General features: G+C 70.0%; 19 protein-coding genes. 8 read left to right on the top strand and 11 right to left on the bottom strand.

Annotated features, from left to right (window positions below):
• The first annotated feature begins 138 nt into the window (after positions 1 to 138).
• Genes ACFCYE_RS05985 through ACFCYE_RS05965 form a run of 5 tightly spaced genes read left to right on the top strand, consistent with a single transcriptional unit; the run spans position 139 to position 5,648 of the window.
• A complete protein-coding gene (locus ACFCYE_RS05985; RefSeq protein WP_376177202.1) occupies positions 139 to 1,461 on the top strand; it encodes a hypothetical protein in 1,323 nt (440 codons plus the stop codon).
• Entirely contained in the window at positions 1,458 to 2,096 is a 639-nt protein-coding gene (locus ACFCYE_RS05980) for a DUF4129 domain-containing protein (RefSeq protein ID WP_376177200.1), read from the top strand. Before ACFCYE_RS05985 ends, ACFCYE_RS05980 begins: the two co-directional genes overlap by 4 nt.
• Positions 2,093 to 3,310 (top strand): DUF4350 domain-containing protein, encoded by a 1,218-nt coding sequence (locus ACFCYE_RS05975; RefSeq protein WP_376177199.1) that lies wholly within the window; start codon positions 2,093 to 2,095, stop codon positions 3,308 to 3,310. Before ACFCYE_RS05980 ends, ACFCYE_RS05975 begins: the two co-directional genes overlap by 4 nt.
• A gap of 52 nt (positions 3,311 to 3,362) precedes the next feature.
• Positions 3,363 to 4,337 (top strand): AAA family ATPase, encoded by a 975-nt coding sequence (locus tag ACFCYE_RS05970; protein WP_376177197.1) that lies wholly within the window; start codon positions 3,363 to 3,365, stop codon positions 4,335 to 4,337.
• Entirely contained in the window at positions 4,338 to 5,648 is a 1,311-nt protein-coding gene (locus ACFCYE_RS05965) for a DUF58 domain-containing protein (RefSeq protein ID WP_376177195.1), read from the top strand.
• A gap of 139 nt (positions 5,649 to 5,787) precedes the next feature.
• Here the strand turns inward: ACFCYE_RS05965 and katG are convergent, their stop codons facing one another.
• Together katG and ACFCYE_RS05955 are read right to left on the bottom strand one after the other, a co-directional pair.
• Positions 5,788 to 8,064 carry a catalase/peroxidase HPI gene (katG, locus tag ACFCYE_RS05960; RefSeq protein ID WP_376177194.1) on the bottom strand — a complete coding sequence of 759 codons (2,277 nt, stop codon included), beginning with the start codon at positions 8,062 to 8,064 and terminating at the stop codon, positions 5,788 to 5,790.
• Positions 8,065 to 8,104: 40 nt separating this feature from the next.
• On the bottom strand, positions 8,105 to 8,533 hold the full coding sequence (locus ACFCYE_RS05955) for a Fur family transcriptional regulator (protein WP_376177192.1): 429 nt from the start codon (positions 8,531 to 8,533) through the stop codon (positions 8,105 to 8,107).
• Between the two features lie 142 nt (positions 8,534 to 8,675).
• On the opposite strand from ACFCYE_RS05955, the gene aqpZ reads away from it, so the two are divergent.
• On the top strand, positions 8,676 to 9,428 hold the full coding sequence (gene aqpZ, locus ACFCYE_RS05950) for an aquaporin Z (protein WP_376177190.1): 753 nt from the start codon (positions 8,676 to 8,678) through the stop codon (positions 9,426 to 9,428).
• Positions 9,429 to 9,499: 71 nt separating this feature from the next.
• Here the strand turns inward: aqpZ and ACFCYE_RS05945 are convergent, their stop codons facing one another.
• Positions 9,500 to 10,495, bottom strand: a complete 996-nt coding sequence (locus tag ACFCYE_RS05945) for a stage II sporulation protein M (RefSeq protein WP_376177189.1) — start codon at positions 10,493 to 10,495, stop codon at positions 9,500 to 9,502.
• Between the two features lie 16 nt (positions 10,496 to 10,511).
• Here ACFCYE_RS05945 and ACFCYE_RS05940 point away from each other — a divergent pair, with 16 nt between their 5' ends.
• Positions 10,512 to 11,321: an RDD family protein gene (locus ACFCYE_RS05940; protein WP_376177188.1), complete on the top strand. Its 810-nt coding sequence runs from the start codon at positions 10,512 to 10,514 to the stop codon at positions 11,319 to 11,321.
• An 18-nt stretch (positions 11,322 to 11,339) separates the two neighbouring features.
• Here the strand turns inward: ACFCYE_RS05940 and ACFCYE_RS05935 are convergent, their stop codons facing one another.
• The 4 genes from ACFCYE_RS05935 to ACFCYE_RS05920 all read right to left on the bottom strand — a co-directional run bounded on the left by ACFCYE_RS05935 (position 11,340) and on the right by ACFCYE_RS05920 (position 14,606).
• A complete protein-coding gene (locus ACFCYE_RS05935; protein WP_376177186.1) occupies positions 11,340 to 12,554 on the bottom strand; it encodes an ABC transporter permease in 1,215 nt (404 codons plus the stop codon).
• Entirely contained in the window at positions 12,551 to 13,345 is a 795-nt protein-coding gene (locus ACFCYE_RS05930) for an ABC transporter ATP-binding protein (protein WP_376177185.1), read from the bottom strand. The genes ACFCYE_RS05935 and ACFCYE_RS05930 overlap by 4 nt, the downstream gene beginning before the upstream one ends.
• Positions 13,342 to 14,271 carry an efflux RND transporter periplasmic adaptor subunit gene (locus ACFCYE_RS05925; protein WP_376177184.1) on the bottom strand — a complete coding sequence of 310 codons (930 nt, stop codon included), beginning with the start codon at positions 14,269 to 14,271 and terminating at the stop codon, positions 13,342 to 13,344. The genes ACFCYE_RS05930 and ACFCYE_RS05925 overlap by 4 nt, the downstream gene beginning before the upstream one ends.
• A gap of 128 nt (positions 14,272 to 14,399) precedes the next feature.
• Positions 14,400 to 14,606, bottom strand: coding sequence for a DUF3499 family protein (locus ACFCYE_RS05920; RefSeq protein WP_376177182.1), 207 nt, complete (start codon positions 14,604 to 14,606; stop codon positions 14,400 to 14,402).
• Between the two features lie 68 nt (positions 14,607 to 14,674).
• Between ACFCYE_RS05920 and ACFCYE_RS05915 the strand changes: the two genes are divergently transcribed.
• Complete coding sequence (locus ACFCYE_RS05915; RefSeq protein WP_376177180.1) at positions 14,675 to 15,100, top strand: hypothetical protein; 426 nt, start codon at positions 14,675 to 14,677, stop codon at positions 15,098 to 15,100.
• Positions 15,101 to 15,115: 15 nt separating this feature from the next.
• Here the strand turns inward: ACFCYE_RS05915 and ACFCYE_RS05910 are convergent, their stop codons facing one another.
• From ACFCYE_RS05910 to manA, 4 genes are all read right to left on the bottom strand, one after another.
• Positions 15,116 to 16,489: a DUF5719 family protein gene (locus tag ACFCYE_RS05910; RefSeq protein ID WP_376177178.1), complete on the bottom strand. Its 1,374-nt coding sequence runs from the start codon at positions 16,487 to 16,489 to the stop codon at positions 15,116 to 15,118.
• Positions 16,489 to 19,602, bottom strand: coding sequence for a glycosyltransferase (locus ACFCYE_RS05905; protein WP_376177177.1), 3,114 nt, complete (start codon positions 19,600 to 19,602; stop codon positions 16,489 to 16,491). The genes ACFCYE_RS05910 and ACFCYE_RS05905 overlap by 1 nt, the downstream gene beginning before the upstream one ends.
• A gap of 71 nt (positions 19,603 to 19,673) precedes the next feature.
• Positions 19,674 to 19,991 carry a WhiB family transcriptional regulator gene (locus ACFCYE_RS05900; protein ID WP_376177176.1) on the bottom strand — a complete coding sequence of 106 codons (318 nt, stop codon included), beginning with the start codon at positions 19,989 to 19,991 and terminating at the stop codon, positions 19,674 to 19,676.
• Between the two features lie 184 nt (positions 19,992 to 20,175).
• Positions 20,176 to 21,282 carry a mannose-6-phosphate isomerase, class I gene (gene manA, locus ACFCYE_RS05895; RefSeq protein ID WP_376177175.1) on the bottom strand — a complete coding sequence of 369 codons (1,107 nt, stop codon included), beginning with the start codon at positions 21,280 to 21,282 and terminating at the stop codon, positions 20,176 to 20,178.
• Between the last annotated feature and the right edge of the window lie 12 nt (positions 21,283 to 21,294).

Genomic DNA, 21,294 nt, shown 5'->3' with positions numbered 1-21,294 from the left:
CCATCCGCAGCCGGTCGGTTCCCATGGCCGGTATGACACGATGGGAACAGGACTGTCGGAGGGAGCGCCGTGAGCGGACAGACGTGGACACCCGCCCCGAAACGGGGAATCGTCCCCCTGCACCCTTTCACTTTCGGCATGCTTCTGGGCCGCGCATTCGCCGTGCTGCGGCACAACCCCAAGGTCGTGTTCGGCTTCGCGGTGGTGATGCAGCTGCTGATGACCATCGTCGCCGCGGGCATCATGGTCACCGTCCTGATCGTGACGATCCTGCGTCTGCAGAACGTCGACCCCGGCTCGCCGGACTTCGAGCCGCTGGTGATCGGAACGTTCGCCATCAACGGCCTCGTCGCCTTCGGGGTCGGTCTGCTCTCGCTGGGCTTCACCGCGCTGGTGCAGGGAATCGTCGCCGCAGAGGTGCGCTTCGCCGCTGTCGGCGAGAAGGCCGGGCTCGGCCGGCTCTGGGCGCAGGTGCGGCCCGTCTTCTGGCGCCTGGTCGGCTTCGCGCTGCTGCAGATGCTCTTCACCCTCGGAGTGATCGCTGTCGCCGGCGGCATCATCGTCGGTCTCGTGATCGGCGCCATCGGCGGATCGTCCGATTTCCTCGGGCTCGGAATCGGGCTGATCCTGCTGGTGATCGCTGCCAGCATTCCGCTCGCGGTGTGGCTCTTCACGAAGCTGCTGCTCGTGCCCAGTGTGCTCGTGTTCGAACACGCCGGGTTGCGCGAGGCGCTGGTGCGCAGCTGGCGTCTGACGCGCGGCCGCTTCTGGGTCGCATTCGGCGTGATGTTCCTGATCAACCTGATCATGGGATTCGCCGCGCAGCTGGTGAGCTTCCCGTTGTCCCTTCTCTCCAGCCTGCTGATCCCCGTGCTCGCGCCGACCGGATCGGACGACCCGGCGGCGGTGGTGGCAGCGGCCGTCCTCGCCACCGCGCTGCCCCAGATCCTGGTCCTGGTCATCCAGGCGGTGGCGCTGGTCGTGCAGGGCACCGGGGCAGCATTCGTCTACATCGACTGCCGGTACCGCTATGAAGGGCTCGATCAGACCCTGATCGCCTTCCTCGAGCGCCGCGACCTCGGGTGGGCACACGACCAGCTCGGCGACCCGTTCGCCGTCGATCCGACCCGCGCCGTCACGAGCGCGCCGCCGACCGAGCGGACCGACGGCCAGGTCATGATGCATCCGGGTCAGGCACCGGGATACAGTTCTGCGCCGCCGCTGTACGGCGCGGGGCAGTCCCAGCCGCTCGCCGGCGTTCCCGGCCGACCGTACGCTCCCGCCGGTGACGCACCCGTCGGCCAGGCAGCCGCCTTCGGTCCCTCCGTGCCGGCGCAACCGCGGACGCAACCCGCACGGCCATACGCGCAGCCCGTTCCGCCGCCCGCTCCCCCGCAGCAGCCGCCCCAGGCGCAGCCGCCGTCCGACAGCCCCTGGGCGCCGCCGGGCGGGCGCGCATGACCCTGCCCTTCGAACCCTTCGTCCCCGACGGGGACGAGGCACGCCGATGGGCCGAGCAGGAGCTCGCCGAGCCCCGCTACGACGAAGCACGCCCGACCTGGTTCGATCTGCTCGCACGCGACGTCGTGCGGTACCTGAACGACCTGTTCACTCCCGAGGGCGGCGGACAGGTGGGCCCGCTCGCGCTGGTCATCGTCTGCATCGTGATCGTCGCAGCTCTCATCGCGGCTCTCATCGTGTGGGGCCGCCCCCGTGGCTCGCGTGCGGTGCGCGCCGCCGGTCTCGACCTCCTCGGCGAGCGCGACGATCGCACGGCCGCTCAGCTGCGCGCCGACGCCGAACGCGCAGCGAGATCCGGCGACTGGGACGCAGCGACCATCCTGCGCTTCCGCGCACTCGCCCGCCACATGCTGGAGCGCGACCTGATCGATCCGGCTCCCGGTGCGACGGCGCAGGCCATCGCCAGAGACATCGCGCACGTGTTCTCCGATGAGACCACGGCATTGCAGGCGGCCGCCGCGTCCTTCGATGATGTGCGCTATCTCGAGCATCCGTCCTCCCCCGAGCGCTACCGCACCCTCTCAGAGATCGACGATCGGCTGGCGTCGCGGCATCCGGAGGCGGTGCCGGCATGAGCTCGCTCGACGTCTCGACCCCAGGACAGCCGGCGGCCGAGCATGCCGCGTCCACCGCGGCGCCGACCTCGCGCCGCTCACGGCGGTGGCTCGGCTGGGTCGTGATCGTGCTGCTGGTGCTCGGCGCCGCCCTGCTGATCATGCGGATCAGCAACTCGGCATCCGTGCCGTTCCGTGGCGGAGGCGATCCGGACGCCACCGGCGACCACGGCATGCTCGCCCTCACCGAGATCCTGCGCGATCAGGGCGTCGACGTCGAGGTCGTGCGGACCCGCGCAGACGCGATCGCCGCGATCTCCGATGACACGACGCTGACGATGACGGATCCGTACACGTTGTCCAGCGATGCCGTCCGCGACCTGCTGGACGCGGCGAACGATGTCGTGCTGCTGTCGTCGAGCACCCGGATGCTCGACCTGCTCGAGCTCGGCGAGACCACCTCGGCGAGCACGTCGGCCGCGGTCCCGGCATCCTGCGACCTCCCCGAACTCGCCAAGGTCGGCGAGATCCACCCTGGACGGCTCTTCATCCCCGGCGACGGCGTCACCGGGTGCTACTCGGATGCCGAGGGCACTGCGGCACTGCTCGTCGATGAGTCGTCCGGATCGCGCCGGGCGATGATCGACGGCACCCGTCTGTTCGGCAACGCCTACCTCGCCGAGGACGGCAACGCGGCGCTCGGACTGGCGCTGCTCGGACAGAGCGATCACGTCGTCTGGTACGTTCCGTCGTTCGCGGACGGCGACATCGAGGCGCAGGCTGAGCCGTCGCTCGGCGACCTCACCCCGGAATGGGTCACCCCGGCGATCGTGATGCTGATGCTGGCCGGTGTCGCCGCCGCCCTGTGGCGGGGTCGGCGCTTCGGCCCACTGGTCGCCGAGACGCTGCCGGTGACGGTGCGAGCCTCCGAGACCATGCACGGTCGCGCCCGGTTGACGGCCAAGGCCGCGGACGCGGGCCACGCCGCCGAGGCCATCCGCGATGGCTCGATCCGCCGGCTCGCGCGCCGGCTGAGCCTGCACGAGCGCGCGAGCGCCGCCGAGGTCGCGGATGCCGTGGCCGACCGCCTCCGCATCCCGCGCGCCGCGGTGCAGGAACTGCTCACCGGTGCCCTCCCGGCGTCCGATGATGCCCTGATCGATCAGGCACGACGACTCAGCGAGCTCGAATCCGCGGTCGACGACGCCGTCCGAGCCGAACGGGGAACGCGATGACGCCGACCGCCCCGCTGAGTGCAACCGACCCGCTGCCTGTGGAAGGGAACCCATGACCACCCCATCGACGAACATCACGGACGACGCGGCACTGCGTCAGGCGATGCATCGTGTGCGCCAGGAGGTCGACAAGGCCGTGATCGGGCAGGCCGGCACCGTGACCGGCCTGCTGGTGTCGCTGCTGGCCCGCGGACACGTCCTGCTGGAGGGCGTGCCGGGGGTCGCGAAGACGCTCGTGGTGCGTTCGTTCGCGCGCGCCCTCGGTCTGGACACCAAGCGCGTGCAGTTCACCCCGGACCTGATGCCGGGCGATGTGACGGGTTCACTCGTCTACGACGCCCGTACCGGAGAGTTCGAGTTCCGCGAGGGCCCTGTCTTCACGAACCTGCTGCTCGCCGACGAGATCAACCGCACACCTCCGAAGACCCAGGCCGCCCTGCTGGAGGCGATGGAGGAGCGCCAGATCTCGGCCGACGGCGTGAGTCGGCCGCTGCCGGATCCGTTCCTGGTCGCCGCCACGCAGAACCCGATCGAGCACGAGGGGACCTACTCGCTGCCCGAGGCGCAGTTGGACAGGTTCCTCATGAAACTCGTCGTGGCGATGCCGGAGCGGGACGCCGAGGTGAACGTCCTCCGCCTGCACGCCCGGGGATTCTCGCCGCGTGAGCTCACCGGCATCCGCCCGGTCGTGACCGCGGAGGAGATCCGAGCCGCGCAGGATGCGGCGGCGCGCGTCGACGTCACGGACGATGTGCTCGGCTACGTCGTCGACCTCGCCCGCGCGAGCAGGCAGTCGCCGTCGGTCCAGCTGGGCGCGAGCCCTCGAGCCTCGACCGCGCTGCTCGCGGCGGCGAAGGCGTGGGCGTGGCTCAACGGATCGTCCGCTGTGACCCCCGACCACGTTCAGACGATGCTCGTGCCGGTGTGGCGCCATCGTCTGCAGCTGCGCCCGGATGCCGAGATGGAGGGCGTCTCGGCCGATGCCGTGCTGACCGCCGTCGTGCAGCAGACCAGGGTGCCGATCTAAGTGTTCCTCACCGGCCGCTTCCCCCTGCTGATCGGGCTGGGGATCATTCCCGTCGTCGTGATCTCGTCGACGACGGGAACCGCGGCGTGGGCGGTCGTCGGCGGCTGGCTGCTGCTGGTCCTGGTCCTGATGTGCGTGGACGTCATCGCGGCGGCATCGCCACGAGCCGTCGTGGTCACTCGACGCGTCCCGTCCAGGGTGCGCCTGAACGAGCCGGTGGCGGTGAGCATCGCGTTGCAGAACGTGGGGTCGCGCACGCTGCACGCGCGCTTGCGCGATGCGTGGCAGCCGACCGCGGGCGCCGGGACGGAACGTCAGCGGCTGATCGTGCCCGCCGGAGAGCGCAGACGGATCGAGTTTTCACTGCATCCGCGACGCCGAGGCGAACTGGTCAGCGAATTCGTGATGATCAGGGCTGTCGGTCCGCTCGGACTCGGCGGTCGCCAGGCGCGGCATGACGTGCGCGGCGCCGTGCGGGTCCTCCCTGCGTTCGCATCGAGGAAGCATCTGCCGTCGCGGCTGGCCCGGCTGAAGGAGCTCGACGGAAACACGAGCATCCAGGTCCGCGGACAGGGGACGGAATTCGACTCGCTGCGCGAGTACGTCCGCGGCGACGATGTGCGATCGATCGACTGGCGTGCGACGGCCAGAGCGGGCACGACCATGCTGCGCACCTGGCGGCCGGAGCGCGATCGGCACGTCGTGATCCTCATCGACACAGGCAGGACGGCCGCCGCGCGAGTGGGCGACGGCACCCGCTTGGAGGCATCCCTCGAGGCGGCGCTGCTGCTGGGCGCGCTCGCGTCCAGGGCCGGCGACCACGTGCACCTGGAGATGTTCGACCGTGTCGTGCGGGGCCGAGTGACAGGCGTCGACGGTGCTGCGCTGCTTCCGGCGATGTCGGATGCGATGGCCCCGGTTCACGCGGGCCTCGTCGACACGGACTGGCCCGCCGCGTTCGCATCGCTGCGCACGCTGACGACGAGGCCGTCGCTGATCGTCGTGCTCACCGCGCAGGATGCCGCGGAGTCCGCCCGAGGATTCCTCGGCGCATTTCCGACCGCGGGGCGCGCCACGACCGTGCTCGTCGGGTCGGTCACGGACACGTCGATCATCGAGATCGCCCGCGGGCGCGGCTCACGGGAGGACGTGTATCTGGCGGCTGCCGCCGAGCGCACGCTGCGGGATGCCGAGAACGTCGCCGACGCCGTGCGCCGCGCCGGCGGAGAGGCGATCACGGCCGACCCCGAGGCGCTGCCCCCGCGGATCGCGGATCGCTACCTCGAGCTGAAGGCCGCCGGCCGCCTGTAGCGCACGGGTGTCGGCTCCCGTCGCAGTTCGTGTCGCTGCGCTTCCGATGAACCGACACGCAGTGCGCCGCGAGGAGCTGACAGACCACGAACGGCCCCCGCCGTGAGGCGAGGGCCGTTCGGATCAGGCAGAGACCGGATCAGACCAGGTCGAAGCGGTCCAGTTCCGTGACCTTGCCCCACGCGGCGACGAAGTCGCGCACGAACTTCTCCTTGGCGTCGTCGGAGGCGTAGACCTCGGCGATCGCACGCAGCTCGGAGTTCGAACCGAACAGCAGGTCGACACGGGTGCCGCGGCCGACGAGCTCGTCCGAGCCGTCCTTGCGCCCCTCGAACGCGTGCGAACCGGGATCGAGCGGCTTCCACGTGGTGCCGAGGTCGAGCAGGTTCACGAAGAAGTCGTTCGTGAGCACACCGGGCGTCTCGGTGAACACGCCGTACTGCGAGCCGTCCCAGTTCGCACCGAGCACACGCAGACCACCGACGAGAACCGTGAGCTCGGGCGCGGTCAGCGTGAGCAGGTTCGCCTTGTCCAGCAGCAGGTGCTCGGCGGGGATCGCCGCGACCTCCTTCGAGACGTAGTTGCGGAAGCCGTCTGCCTGCGGCTCGAGGAACGCGAACGACTGGACGTCGGTCTGCTCCTGCGAGGCATCGGTGCGTCCGGCGTGGAACGGCACGACGGCGTCGACGCCGGCATCCTTCGCGGCCTTCTCGACACCCGCGTTGCCGGCGAGCACGATCAGGTCGGCCAGCGACACGCGCACGTCGCCGGTCTGCGCGTCGTTGAACTCGGTCCGGATGCCCTCGAGCACGCTCAGGACACGAGCGACGCGCTGCGGGTCGTTGGCCTCCCAGTCCTTCTGCGGAGCCAGACGGATGCGAGCGCCGTTCACACCACCGCGCTTGTCGCTGCCGCGGAACGTGGATGCCGCAGCCCACGTGACCGAGACGAGGTCGGCGACCGACAGACCGGACTCGAGGACCTTCGCCTTGAGCAGGGCTGCGTCGGTGTCCGAGATCAGAGCGTGCTCGACGGCGGGGACGTTGTCCTGCCAGATGAGCTCCTCGGCAGGGACCTCGGTGCCGACGTAGCGGGCGCGCGGGCCCATGTCGCGGTGCGTCAGCTTGAACCAGGCACGCGCGAAGGCATCGGCGAACGCCTCGGGGTCGTTCTTGAAGCGCTCCGAGATCGGACCGTAGATGGGGTCGAAGCGCAGCGCCAGGTCGCTGGTGAGCATGCGCGGCTCGCGGCGGCCGTTCGAGTGGGCGAGCGGGACCATGTCCTCGCCGGCACCGTTCTTCGGACGCCACTGGTTGGCCCCGGCCGGGCTCTGGAAGAGCTCCCAGTCGTACGCGTAGAGGATGTGGAAGAACTCGTTGTCCCAGCGGGTCGGGTGGTAGGTCCAGGTGACCTCGAGACCACTGGTGATCTGGTCGTCGCCCTTGCCGGTGCCGTGGTTGTTCTTCCAGCCGAGGCCCTGGCGCTCGAGACCGGCGGCCTCGGGGTTGTCCTCGAGGTTCGAGTCGGGCGCGGCGCCGTGCGTCTTGCCGAAGGTGTGTCCACCGGCGATCAGCGCGACCGTCTCCTCGTCGTCCATCGCCATGCGTGCGAAGGTCTCGCGGATGTCGCGCGCCGAGGCGAGCGGGTCCGGGTTGCCGTTCGGGCCCTCAGGGTTGACGTAGATGAGCCCCATCTGCACGGCCGCGAGCGGACGCTCGAGATCGCGATCGCCCGAGTAGCGCTCGTCGCCGAGCCACGTGGTCTCCGGGCCCCAGTACACGTCGTCGTCGGGCTCCCAGGCGTCGATGCGACCACCGGCGAAGCCGAAGGTCTCGAACCCCATCGACTCCAGCGCGACGTTGCCCGCGAGGATCATCAGGTCGCCCCAGCTCAGCGACTGGCCGTACTTCTTCTTCACCGGCCACAGGATGCGGCGCGCCTTGTCAAGGCCGACGTTGTCCGGCCAGCTGTTCAGGGGGGCGAAGCGCTGCTGCCCGGTGCCGCCGCCACCACGTCCGTCCGTGACGCGGTAGGTGCCGGCGCTGTGCCATGCCATGCGGATCATGAGCGGGCCGTAGTGACCGAAGTCCGCGGGCCACCACGCCTGCGAGGTCGTGATGGTCTCCTCGATGTCCTTCTTGACGGCATCCAGGTCCAGCGCCTCGAAGGCGGCCTTGTAGTCGAAGTCGGCGCCGAGCGGGTTCCGCTCGGCGGTGTTCTTCGCGAGGATCTTGAGGTTCAGCTGCTCGGGCCACCACACGCGGTTGGCCGAGCCCATCGTCGGATGCGGCTGGGCGTGGATGACGGGGCAGGCGCCCGCCTCGGTGGGCTCGACGGGCTCGTCGGTGACGGTCTTCGACTGGTCGATTCCGGTGACGTCATCACCGATACCGGGGACCTGTTCGTGAGCGGTCATGGTTGTCCTTCCGATGTGAGGGCAGGTGGATGGTGGAGGATCAGGAGTCTTCGTCCGCGCACGAGGCGCACAGTCCCCAGTACGTGACCTCGGCGACCGCGACGCGGTAGCCGTGAGTATCGCCGGGGACCAGGCACGGGGCGTGACCGGTCGCGCAGTCCACATCTTCGACCGCGCCGCACCGGGTGCACACGAGATGGTGGTGGTTGTCGTCGACGCGCAGTTCGAACAGCATCGGATGCCCGGCGGGCTCGATGCGGCGCACGAGGCCGGCGGCGGCGAAGTCACCCAGCGCGTTGTACACGGACTGCAGCGTGGAATCGACGATCGGATGCACGGCGGCGTGGATCTCGTCGGCGCTCGCGTGCGGATGCGAGCGCAGCGCATCGAACACGGCGCGACGCGATTCCGTCACCCGAAGACCGGCGGCGCGGATCGCGTCGTCGATGTCCGAGGTGAGAAGCGGCATGTCTCGATCCTAGTTGTTTTGAGTAATTCAAGAAAGCCCGGCGCGCGGTGCGCGCGGCGCGCCTTCTGAGAGTTCTCTGTGAACAGCGGAATCATGTGGTGCGCCGGACCAGCTGGGCCGGTCATGCGAAAGGACACAGATCATGAGTGATTCCACGTCGGCTGTGCCCACCCTCGGCGCGAAGCTCGCGGCCGAGGGATTCGGCACCTTCCTTCTCGTCTTCGGCGGCGTCGGCACCGCGCTGTTCGCCTCCAACCTCTACACGGAACCAGCCCCCAACGCCGCGGTCTACAGCGCGGTCGCGCTCGCCTTCGGCCTCACCGTGGTCGTCGGCGCCTATGCGTTCGGCCCCATCTCGGGTGGCCACTTCAACCCGGCGGTCACGCTGGGCGCGGCGGCCGCCGGTCGCATCGGCTGGAAGGACGTCCTGCCCTACATCGTGGCGCAGGTCGTGGGTGGCGCGGTGGCGAGCACCCTGCTGTTCCTCATCGGACAGTTCGGGCCCGAAGGCTGGCTGACCGGGGCGCAGAACGCCGGCTTCGCCAGCAACGGCTTCGACGAGCTCTCCCCCGGTGGATTCGGGCTCGGTTCGGCGATCATCGCCGAGGTCATCCTGACCGCGATCTTCCTGTTCGTGATCCTCGGCACCACGCACTCCAAGCGCGGCACGCCGTTCGCAGGCCTGGCGATCGGTCTCACGCTGACGCTCATCCACCTCATCAGCATCCCGGTCGACAACACCTCGGTGAACCCGGCGCGCTCCATCGCCGCGGCGATCTACGGCGGCGTCGGCCCGCTGTCGCAGCTGTGGGTGTTCCTCGTGTTCCCCATCGTCGGCGCGCTCATCGCCGGTTTCGCCTACAAGGCACTGTTCGACAGCACCAAGCGAGCCTGACGCTCACAGGAAGGGCCGGTGCCGCGGCACCGGCCCTTCCTCATGCCCGGATGCCGGTGCGCACCGAAGGCTCAGCCCGCGACGAGGCGCGGTGTGCCTGCCTCGTACTCCAGCAGATCGCCGGTCTGGCCGCGGCGATACGCGCGCCCGCCGATCACGAGCATGTAGATGAGGAAGATCGCGAGCGCCGCGGCTCCGATGCCGATCTTGATCGGCCATGGAAGGGACCATCCGGTCACGAACCCTTCGACGAGGCCGGACAGGAACAGCGCGAAGACGAGTCCGATCGCGACGGTCGCCAGGGACCGCCCCTCCTGCGCGAGTGCCTCACCGCGCGTGCGGTGCCCAGGAGCCACCCACGCCCAGAACACGTGCAGGCCGGCGGCGGCTGCGACGAAGAGGCAGGTCATCTCCAGCATCCCGTGCGGGAGGATGTACAGCACCATGATGTCAGCGCGGTCGTGGGCGGCCATGACCGCGCCCGAGACGCCGAGCCCTACGGCGTTCTGCGCGATGATGTAGATCGGCCAGATGCCTGTGACACCGAACAGCACGCACTGGGCTGCGAGCCAGGCGTTGTTGGTCCACACCATCCCCGCGAACACCGCGGCCGGGTTCTCGGTGTAGTACTCGGTGAAGCTCTCCTCGGCGTATTCGGCGAGGAACTCAGGGGTCCCGAGCGTGGCGATCAGGTTCGGATCGGCCGATATCCAGGCCGCGGTTCCGACGGTGATGGCGACGAACGCGATCGCGATCACGAGCGTGGTCCAGCGCACGCGGTACAGCGCGGCGGGGAGCTGATCCGCGAAGAATCGCGCGATCTGGACCAGAACGTTGTCGCCAGCGCCGGTGAGACGCAGGCGGGCCCTGGCCAGGATCGTCGAGAGGTACGCGCTCTGCGGCGACTCCCCCACGGAAGTCTTCAACTCGGCGAGATCCGCGGATGCCGCGCGGTACCGCACGACCAGCTCATCGACACGATCGCCGTCCTCGAGGCGGGCGCGACTCAGTTCATCCAGGCGTGTCCACTCCGCCCGGCGCGCGTCACTCAGAGCGTCGGCATCCACCTGATTTACTGTACTCATGTCCACGCCGATCGAGTCAGCCGAAGAGATCCTCTCCGGTGAGGCCGTCGCGATCGACGTGCAGCCGATCGGCTTCTTCCTGCGCGTCATGGGCGCCTTCATCGACATGGTGCTGTCGTTCGCGCTCTACATCCTGTTCATGTTCCTGCGCATATGGGCACTCGATGCCGGGCTCATCGACGACGCGATCGACCGCATCCTCAATGTCACGTCCCTGGTCGTGTGCTTCGTGGTCGTCCCGGTGGCGATCGAGGTGTCGCTGCGCGGACGGAGCCTCGGCAAGCTCGCGGTCGGCGGTCGCATCGTGCGACTGGACGGCGGCGCCACAGGATTCCGGCACGCGTTCATCCGGGCGCTCCTCGGCGTGCTGGAGATCTACATGACCTTCGGATCGGTCGCGCTGCTGACCGGCGCCTTCACGGCGCGGTCGCAGCGACTGGGCGACCTCGTGGCCGGTACCTACAGCCAGCGGGTCCGCACGCCGAAGCTCGAGCCGCATGAGCCTGCGATGCCGCCCGCGCTCGCGGAGTGGGCTGCGATCGCCGACGTCGCGCGCCTCCCCGATCGTCTGGCCAGGCGGATCTCTCAGTTCCTCCGGACGGCACCGCAGATGATGCCGCAGGCACGTATGCGCATCGCCGAACAGCTCGTGGCGGAGGCAGCCGACTTCGTCTCGCCTCGCCCCGTCGCCCCGGCCGAGCAGGTGCTCGCGGCGATCACGGTGATCCGCCGCCGGCGCGAGCTGCGCGGACTGCAGATCGCCGATGCACGCGCCGAGCATCTGACGGGCCGCTCGATCGGCGTCTGAACCGCCCGGCCGACCGCGTCAGAACCGGATCGCGTCGATCACCTTGACCCTCAGCGCGACCAGCGCCGGGATGAATCCGGCCACGGCGCCGACGATGACCGATGCCACGAGACCGGTGACGGCCGCGCGCATCGGGAACGGCGGGATGTCCTGGATGCCGGGGAACATGCTCGTGACGATCCAATCCGAACGCAGCAGCGCGACCACGATCGCGATGCCGATGATGCCCGCCACCGTCGTGGCGACGAGACTCTCCAGCAGGACGGTCGTGAACACCCGTCCCCCGGTCGCACCGAAGGCACGGCGTACGCCGATCTCCCGCACGCGCTGGCGCATCGCGACGAGCTGGATGTTGATCAGGCTCAGGGCGCCCAGCGCAAGGATCAGCACGGCGACGCCGCCCATGATCAGTTCGAAGATCCGCGCCGCCTCCTCGCTGCCCGACAGAGATGCCCAGTCGGTGCGGTTGACGGACACCTGCTGCCCTTCGGGCAGCCCCGCGCGCAGATCCATCGCGAGCACGGGGCCGACCTCGGCCGCCTGATCGGTGCCGAGCCAGACCTCGTAGACAGGCATGACGCCCTCGGGCAGGCTGTCGACGCGGGCGCGATACGCGTCGAAGAGAACGTCGACCCGCGGTTCCTCATCCCAGACGCTCTGCCGCGGCGTCACGCCGACGACCTGGTACGTTCCGCCGGCGGGCCCGGACACGGTGAGAAGCGGATGCTGGGACAGCGCGACCCTGCCGAGGCGGTCCCAGAGCGGCTCGCTGATCACCGCCGCCGGTGCGAGCGCCTGGAGATCGTCGTCATTCAGCCAGCGGCCCTCGAGCAGCTCCTCGCGGTGGATCAGCGGGAAGGCCGCATCGATCAGCCGCGTCGGGATCTCGACGACTCCGTCCGGCAGCTGCACCGGCAGCATCATCCCCTGCACGTTGCGCGCCGTGTGCGAGAAGCCGAAGCGCTCGCTCACCCGCTCGAAACGCGCGTCGAAGTCGTCGATGTCCACCGGGACACCGGTCTCGTCGTAGGCGTTCACCGCGATCGTCGCGACGCGTCCGCCCCAGCGGTCGGACTGCTCTGCCTGGAACTGCTGCTGGAACTCGCTGAACGCGACGACCGCTGTCAGAGCCGCGACCGAGACTGCGATGCCGATGAGGCTCAGCAGGACGCGGAGCTTGTGCACGCGGATCTCGGCCCAGGCATCCGCGAGCGCACCGAGGATGCCGCTCATGAGGCCACCTCTTCGGCCGGTGCGACGATGTCAGCGGCCGCACGCAGCACGACGGGCTCTGCCGTCGGCACCGATTCGGCGAGCGTCGACGCCTCGAACGCACGCGTGAGGTCCGCGGTCGCCAGCAGCCCGGCATCCAGCCGGTAGTGCCGCCTGGCGCGGGCGGCGACATGCAGGTCGTGCGTGATGGTGACGAGCGCGGCGTCCGTCTCGGTCGCCACCTCGTCCAGAAGCGCCATGACGGAGGCTCCCGTATCGATGTCGAGGGCGCCGGTCGGCTCGTCGGCCAGGATGAGCACGGGCTTTCTGACCAGAGCGCGCGCGATGGCGACGCGCTGCTGCTCGCCACCGGAGAGCCGGTCCGCGACCTGGTCGATCCGGTGCCCGAGCCCGACGCGATCGAGCATGTCGGCGGCGATCTCGCGTCGGCGCCAGAACAGGCGGCCCGACGCGTGCCCCAACGGCATCATGACGTTCTCGAGTGCCGTACGTCCGGCGAGCAGGTTGAACTGCTGGAAGACGAAGCCGACGTTGGCGCCCCGGAGCCGGTCGAGCCGTCCCGTGCGCATCTTCTTCACCGGTCGCCCCTCGAACGACACGGATCCACTGGTCGGCGAATCCAGCATCCCGAGGATGTTGAGCAGGGTGGATTTGCCGGAGCCCGACCGACCCACGATCGAGACGTGATCACCGGCGCCGACCTCGAGGCTGATGCCGCGGAGGATCTCCAGCGTGGAATCGTCCGCCAGTGCGACGCTCTTGGTGACGTCTTCGAGCACGACGAGGGTCACCAGCTGGTCCCGCTCTCGCACTGCTCGACTCCGGGCTGGACTTCGTAGCAGACCTCTTCGACCGGAGCGACGAAGCCGGGGACGAACTGCCGGATGCTGTCGCCCTCGGCGAGTCCTTCCGTGACCTCGACCGTGGTGCCGTCGTTGACGCCGAGGACGACCGGACGCTCCTCCGGCTCGCTCCCGTCGCCGGCATCCACCCACACGATGCCCGAACCGGACCCGCCCTGCACAGCCGTCACCGGGATCACCAGCGCGTCGTCGACCTGGCCCAGCGCGAGGTCGAGCTGCGCGGGGAGCCCTGCGAACACCGTCTGATCGGCGGGGACGGCGCAGCGGACGCTCGCCGTGCCCTCGGCAGAGACCTCGACGCGGACGCCCGTGCAGACGAAGGGCGCCGGCCCCCCGGTGATGGTGACCGTCGCTTCGCTCGGCGCACCGACGAGACGGTACAGCTGCACGGGGTCGACGGTGGCGAGCACATGGTAACGGGCGGGGTTCAGCGTGCCGATCTGCTCCCCCACTGCGGCGATCTGCCCCTTGACGAGCGCGATCTCGGAGATCTCGCCCGCTTCGGGCGCGACGATGTCGACGCTCTTCTTGGGATCGTCCTGCTTGATCGTGAACAGCTTCTGACCGGCCGCGACCGTCGCACCGTCGGTGACGTGCACAGCGGTGACGGTGCCGTTCACGTCGCCGCGCAGCGGGAAGGACTCGTCTCGCGCGACATTGGCCGGCAGCGAGAGCGCATTGACCACCGAGCCTCGTTCGACCGGGATGACCGGGTCCGAGACACCCGCTTCGGGCGAGACGACCGCGGCGGTCGAGCTGTCCGGGAAGAACGCCAGCTTGACGAGCGCTGCGGCGCACGCGCCGAAGACGATGAGCAGGAGGATGGGGAGGACCCAGCGACGCCAGACGACCACGGCAACTGCCTTTCCGGGTGCGCCGCCATGACGCACTCGGGATCAGGATAGCGGGAAACTATTTTCCCGGTACATACCGAGTGCTGACGGCGCGTCGCGGCGTCCTCCGCCCGCTCGCGGCGGTGGTGTCAGGCCCGCAGCGCCTCGTGACGGACGACGATCCATCCGCTCGGCACCGACAGCCGATCCGCGTGCTGCGCGCACAGGTCGTGGGCGTTCGGGTGCCGGGATCCACCGAGCGGGCCGAGGGCGGCCATCTGGTCGCCGTAGTCATAGGTCAGCGTCGCCACGGCCTCGCGTGCGCAGCCGACCTTCGAGCAGAGTCGTTCGTCCATCTCCGTCAGGCTATGCCCCTTGCTCCGATCCCGCGCGGAGGCCGCGCCCAGCGGCCTAGACTTTCGTCATGCCTCGTCGCCGCCTGCCCCGCACCGTGCCTCGCCGTGGCGCCAGGCACGGCAGACACGGTCGTCTCGGGCGCAGCGAGGTCGTCCGTCCGCCTCTGCCGCCGCTGGACGGCCGCATCGACCGGTTCGATCTGGCCGTCGGCACCGCCGTCGAGTTCCTACGAGGCACATGGCCGGAACTCGAGGACGTGCGCTTCGAGATCGGCGCGATGCCGATCGGCGAGGACGAGTCCGGCGAAGTCCCGCGGTGGACGATCGATCAGGGCGCGCGCCGGATCGTGCTCTACCGCATACCGATCGAGCGGCTCCTGCCGCCGGGTCATGACGATGCGGCCCATCGGCGCATCTCGATCGAGAGCGCGGTGTTCCGCGCCGCAGCCGAGTTCGTCGGGCGCGACCCGTGGGAGCTGGGCCCGGAGGGCTGAGGCACCCGATGGGGTCTACGGGTAGACCGTGATCTCCCGCTCCGCGCTCGCCCCTGACACCACCGGCCAGCCGGCGAGCGCTCCTGGCGCCGTCATCGTCACCGCTGCCGTGATATCTCCGTCGGCGACGAGGCGGTAGACCGCTTCGTTGCGGACGTCGACCGTCTCCGAGGTCCCGGCCGGAACCGCCACATCGCGCGACGCCGCACCGAGGGCGGAGAGCTCCACAGTGATGTCCTGGTCGGAGCTGTTGACGAGGTGCAGCCTCGGATTCGGTCCCGCCGGCACCGCGAACAGCGACTCTGTCAGCGTCGGGGCGGGCGTCATCCATGCGAAGTCCGTGCCGGCTCCGGTGCCTTCGCTCTGCCAGATCGCGCCGACCAGTGGCGCGTCAGCCGTCACCTCGACGTTGTACGTCCCGAGCTCGAGGTCGGCGAGCGCGACGTCGAGAGGCGTGGCAGCGGTCAGCGGGACCGTGAACTCCGAAACCGCATCACCGGCCTCGTCGCGAACGACCACACGCGCTTCGGCGTCTGCGTCGACGGACAGCAGTCGAACGGCGTCGGTCGCCGTTCCCTCGGTGGGGGCGACGACCTGGACTCCGGCGAAGCGGAGGGTGTCGGATGCTTCCATCGCGGAGCCCTGCAGGTCGGTGCCGGCCGGGTCGAGTGTGCGCGTCAGCGCCGACTGCAGGACGGCGCGCACCGGGGCGCCCTCTGCGGTGATCCGCACGACGGGATCCTCGGCATTCGCGGCGATCGATGCGAACGGCAGAGCGATCTGCGTCGCCGCCGGAATCACCCTCGTCGTCGGATTCGGCGATCCGCCGTAGACCTGGAGCGTCACGGTGGCCGGCACCGACCCCGGGTTGGAGAGCACGAGCACGTCGTTCGCGCCCGTCTCGACCGATCCTCCGACGATCCACGATTGAGTGGTCGCCGGCGCGCACGACGCCGCAGCGAGGCCGATCAGGTCTTCTGCCGCGAGTGCGATCGATTCGGATGCGGCGATCTCGGCGCTCTCACGGCCCTCCACCGCGCCGGTCAGCACGGATGCGCCGTCTCCGCCGACCAGATCAGGCGTGGCGATCGTGCTCTGCTCTGGTGCGGTCGGCTCGCCGTCGACCGTGATCTGCGCGTCGCCCGCGGACTGCATCTGGTCCGCGCTCTGGGAGTCTCGTCCCAGGGCTCGGAACGGTCCGGTGCACACGAGAACCGGATCGCCCGGCACCGTCGTGACCTGCGTGGACGCTGCGGTGTGCTCGAGGGCGGGCCATGGTGCCACGATCGCGGCTGCGACTCCCGCCACGCACCCCACCGCGACGATGGCACCGACGAGCAGCCGTGCGCCCGTGGCGACGACCGTGATCGCCCTCCTGCTCGTCGCCATCAGCGGTCCTCCTCGGTCTTCGCGCGGACGCCGGGCTGCGGGTCCGCTGGCTCAGCGTCGTCCGCTTCACCGCCTGGCTGCGGTTCGGCTGCGGACTCGCGCTCGTCCTCGTGCTCGGACGACGCGGCCTCCTGGCTGCTCGACACGGTCTTCGTCGGCGCATCCGAGGCGTCAGGGCGCACCTCGTCGGCGCCCCTCGGCTCTTCGGCCACCGGCTCGTCGGCGTGCTCTTCCACCGCGGCATCGGACTCCTCGTGCGCGGCGTCACCACCGTGTCGCCGGACCGGCGTCAGCGGCTCCTCCGGCGCCTTTCCGACCACTCGGGAGATCGCCCTCGATGCGCGACGCGATGCGCGCGTCGGCACGGCGAGGAGCAGCGCTGCGAGCACCACGAGCAGCTGGAGCGTCATCACCGATCGGGAGATGCCCTGATCATCGCCGGCCTGGTCAGCACGTGCGGCGCCCTCGGCGCCGGAATCCTCCAGCCGCCAGAGCACCCCGATGCCCGTCACGTCGCCTCCGCGGACGAACCCGGTGCGCTGATCCAGAGCGATGACGGCGTCCAGACGAAAGCCTTCGGCCCCGTCATCCGCCCCCGCTGGCAGTTCGTCCAACAGCACGAAGTCGATGCCGAGGTCCGCCAGCTCCGCGGCCGCGTCGAAGTCGCGTGTGGAGATGAGGTCGACGGCGAGCGCGGTCACATCGGTGCCCTGGACCTCTGTGGCCGTGCTGAGGAGGGTGGTCTGCGCGCCGAGCGTGTCGCTGGCGCCCCACACGACGCGCGTCGCAGCGCTGTTCTCCCCGAGCGGTGTGATGACGAGCGTTCCCAGGTCCCTGTCGCCGCGGGCGTTGGCGGCGATCAGCGCGGGCAGCGTGCTCCCCGATCCCTCGACGAGCACGCTGCGTCCGGCATGGACGGCTGTCAGCGCCGGCACCGCGGCGACGGCGAGTGCGAGGCCCGCGACCACAGCCGCGATCGTGCGCAACCGCGGCAGGGCGATCAGTGTGTCCAGAGTGACGGCCGCCGCCCCGACGACGCCGATCCACGCGAGGCTCAGTGCGGCTCCGGGCCAGATCGCGACGGGGGTGCCCTGGGCGAAGCTGATCGCGATGCCGACGACGAGCATCGCCGTCGCCAGCCCCGCGACGGCCACGGCGAGCAGGACGAAGCCGGCACGCCAGCGCGGGGCGAGCGCGGAGACGACAGCGAGCAGCGCCAGGGGGGCGAGCAGCAGAGGCGCCCATGCGGCGACGGCCGGATCCAGGATCTGGGTCCACCCGGCGATGTCGCCGGTCGGGAATCCGGTGGCGAGCAGCATCCTTCCCGCGGCATCCGCCTGTGCCTGCGCGGACTGCCAGATGAAGCCGGGGTCGGCGAAGACCGCCAGCACGTCGCCCTGTGCCAGGCGCCGCAGTACCAGCGGCAGGAACATCGCGAGCGTCGGGATGAGCAGCCAGATGATGCGCATGGCGCCGCGCAGCCTCCGCTGCGCCAGCACGGTGACGAGCGCGATCGCCCAGATCACGGCCAGTGCCGGCGCAAGCGATGGGGATGCGGCCACGACACCGACCAGAAGGATCGAGGCGGCGCCTGCGGCACCCCACGACCGGTGTGCCACGGCGGCGGTGTGGAACAGCCACGGCAGCAGCAGGTGGACGATCACCGCGGCCGGGCGACCCTCGATGAGCGCGGTCAGGAACGTCGGCGCCAACGCCCAGGCGACGCCGACGAAGATGCGAAGGCCGGAGCGGTCGGTCACCCGGGTGGCGGCGAACCAGCCGCCGAGCACCGCGAGAGGCAGCGCGAGCAACCACAGCAGGACGACGGAGAACGAGGGGCCCACCGGCCACAGCGTCCCGAGGACCGCGAGGACGGCGGCGAACGGATCAGCAGGACCTGTGACCGCGACACCCAACCCTCTCAGGCCCCAGGCCGCATCGTCCCAGAGGCCGGCGAGCGTATCGCGCATGGGCAGCAGCCCTCCTCCCGAGAGGTTCTGCCACGCCAGCAGGGACGTGAACGCCGCAACGCTGACGATGGCGGCCGCGAGCACCGTCCATGCGCCCCCGCCGGAGAAGAAGCGCAACTCGCTGACGGCGCCGCGTTCGCTGCCGTGACCGTCGTCGAGGCGCCTGCGCAACTGCGAGCCCGTCACGCGCAGCGGCGCGATGCTCGACCACCCGGCCGAGCGGAACGCCTGGATCCGGCCGCGCGCTCTTGCGACGGCACCGAAGCGCACCATCGCGGTCGCCGCGGCCGCCCACTCCGGAAGCACCGCCGCTGGACGCTTGCCGATGAGGCGGATGATCGTGCGCCACAGCGCGAGAGGGAGGAACGAGAGCCAGTGCAAAGGCACGACGAGAGCCGGCGCGTAGGCGAGGCGACGGTGCAACTGGGCCAGGCGGGTGACGTAGGCGCGCTGCGAAGGGCGCTGCGGCAGGGTCGCGGGGGCATCCGCTTCGACGCGGATGCGAGCACCGGAGGTCAGCACGACTCGGCCGCCTCCGAGTCTGGCTCTGACGCCGAGATCCAGTCCCTCGTCGGCACCGGCGAGCGCATCGTCGATCGTCAGGTGCTCTCGGACCTCTGCGCGGATCAGGATGCCGCGGATGTCGGCGCCCAGCGCTTCATCGGCGCCGTCGTGCTGACCCTGATCGAGCTCGTGCGCGGCGAGCTCGACGGATCTGCCCAGCGTCGTCATCGTCACGCCGAAGGACACGATCTCGCGATCATCATCCGCACGGACCAGCTTCGGGGCGGCGATGGCCGCAGACGGCGACCGCTCCAACGCACCGGCGAGCTGTGCGAGCGCCCCAGGAGCCGGCGCACTGTCGTGCGTGAGCAACCACAGGGCGCTGCCGTCGGGAATCCGAGCCGCCGCGAGGGCGACAGCATCCGCGAACGATGTCGCCTGGCGGGCCTCGATGATCGCATCGGCCATCGCGGCCACCGCCGGACTCTCCCTCGCCGTGGTGACGTCCCCGCACACCACGAGGGTGACGGCATCAGGGCGACGGGTCTGAGAGGCGAGTGCGTCGATGGTTCGAAGCAACTGCGCACGGGCGGTCGCGCCGGATCGCGCGACGATGACGGCATGAAGTCGGGCTGGCATGGCGTGGCCAGCCTAAGCGCCTCGCGACGTTGTCGCCCTCACTGCGACCGGCGCGCCTGCGAAGCAGTGCGTCAGCTGGCGCGGCGCTTGAGCTTGCGGCGCTCGCGCTCGGACAGACCGCCCCAGATGCCGAAGCGCTCGTCGTTGCTCAGGGCGTACTCCAGGCATTCGCCGCGGACATCGCACGAGGTGCAGATGCGCTTGGCGTCCCTGGTGGATCCGCCCTTCTCGGGGAAGAACGCCTCAGGGTCCGTCTGCGCGCACAGCGCATCGGTCTGCCACGCGAGCGTGTTCTCTTCTTCGACGTCGATGCGCCGGACCCCGGGGACCCCGAGGTTGACTGGATCGACGAACCAGTTCTCGGGAACGTCGGAACGGTAACCCGTCATGTCGCTCTCCTTGCCCTGTCAGTTGCCCCCCGCCGGGCCGTGCTCAACTAATTACACCCGTGTCATTCGCCGTGGTCAAGTCGCGGAGAATAAACCCTCAAGCGGGTCTTGAAGGTTCTTGAGCACCCATCGGCGTGTCGCGTCGGGCGAGTCGCGCCTCGACGTCAGCGAACCGCGATACGGCTCAACCGGGTTGCGCGATGAATGCCTCACCCGTGCCCGTGACCGTGAGGATGCTCTCGTCGGAGGCGAACAGCGCACCGCCGACCTCGACGCTGTGCCGCTGCGCATCCGAGCCGGAGACCGTGACGGATCCGGATGTGACGAGGATCATGGCGGGCGATGTCACCTCGACCCTCACGGGCTCCCCCGCGAGCGTCACGCGTCGAAGCGCGAAGTCGTCCACATCGACCGGGTACGAGGTCACCGGCTCGGCTGTCGGCGTGATGACCGGAACGACCCCGGGCGTCGCATCCAGAACGCTCAGCAGCTCGGGGACGTCGATGTGCTTGGGCGTGAGCCCTCCGCGCAGGACGTTGTCGCTGGCCGCCATGATCTCGACGCCGAGACCGGAAAGGTAGGCGTGCAGGAGGCCCGCGCGCAGGAAGATCCCCTCGCCTCGCCGCAGCACGATGTGGTTCATCAGCAGCGCGACGACGACGCCGGGGTCTCCGGGATTGCGCTCCGCGACGGCCCGGATCGCACGCAGGGTGTCGCCGAACTCCGATGCGGACGATGTCGCCAGCGCCGCCGAGATCTCGAGGGCCTCTGCATCGGCGGCTCCGGACAGCAGCCAGGCGATGGTGGCCTTCAGCCCGTCCTCCCCCGTCAGATGCGCGCGCAGCGCCGACACACCGGCACCGTCGCCGAGCCCGTCGAGGAGCCGCAGCGTGTCGGCCACCGGCCGCAATCCCCCCAGCGCCTCGAAGCGCTCGCTGAGAGCGACGATGAGCTCCGGCTTGTGGTTGTCGTCGCGATAGTTGCGCGTGGGGTCGTCCGCGGCGAGTCCGGCTTCGCGCGCCCAGCCGTCCCTCGCCTGGGCGATGGTCGGGTGCACCTGGATGGAGAGCGGATCGGCGGCGGCGAGGATCTTGAGCAGATACGGCAGGGAACCGCCGGTCACGGCATCCAGCGTCCGGCCGTCAGCCAGATCGGCCGGGTCCCCGGGGTGATCGCCGAACCAGACTTCGGCCTCCGGCGCCCCGGAGGGCGAGCGGCCCTCCAGATCGGCGATGAGAGTGGTCGATCCCCACGCGTAGTCGCGCGGCACGTTCGAGAGACCCAGCAGCATGCTTCCAGCGTA

The organism is Microbacterium sp. NPDC056234, from assembly GCF_042267585.1.
In the GTDB taxonomy this organism is placed as follows: domain Bacteria; phylum Actinomycetota; class Actinomycetes; order Actinomycetales; family Microbacteriaceae; genus Microbacterium.
This window is presented reverse-complemented; position numbering and strand designations above follow the sequence as displayed.